Source organism: Halorubellus amylolyticus, from assembly GCF_034808145.1.
Taxonomy (GTDB): domain Archaea; phylum Halobacteriota; class Halobacteria; order Halobacteriales; family Natrialbaceae; genus Halorubellus.
Genome location: NZ_JAXHGM010000038.1, coordinates 1 through 287, shown reverse-complemented (window position 1 = coordinate 287; position 287 = coordinate 1). Strand labels below are relative to the sequence as shown.

Sequence of the window (287 nt, the reverse complement as noted above, 5' to 3'; positions counted from 1 at the left end):
CTCCAGCTCAACGTCGTCACGCTCGTCGAGCTGAGCCGGCTGTTCCTCGACGACTTCACCGCACAGGACAGCGGGAAGATACTCAACGTGGGCTCGACCGCCGGCTTCCAGCCGGGGCCGTTCATGGCCAGCTACTACGCCAGCAAGGCGTACGTCAACTCCTTCACCGAGGCACTCGCTGAGGAGCTGCGCGACACCCGCGTCTCCGCGACGGTGCTCGCTCCCGGCCCCGTCGACACGAACTTCCAGTCGCGTGCGGGTACGGGGGACTCGGCGATCGGATCGAC

At 66.9% G+C, this 287-nt stretch carries 1 protein-coding gene; it reads left to right on the top strand.

What is annotated here, in order from left to right; genetic code table 11:
* A partial coding sequence (locus SM754_RS20175; protein WP_323677931.1) for an SDR family NAD(P)-dependent oxidoreductase occupies positions 1-287 on the top strand: 287 nt, incomplete at both ends.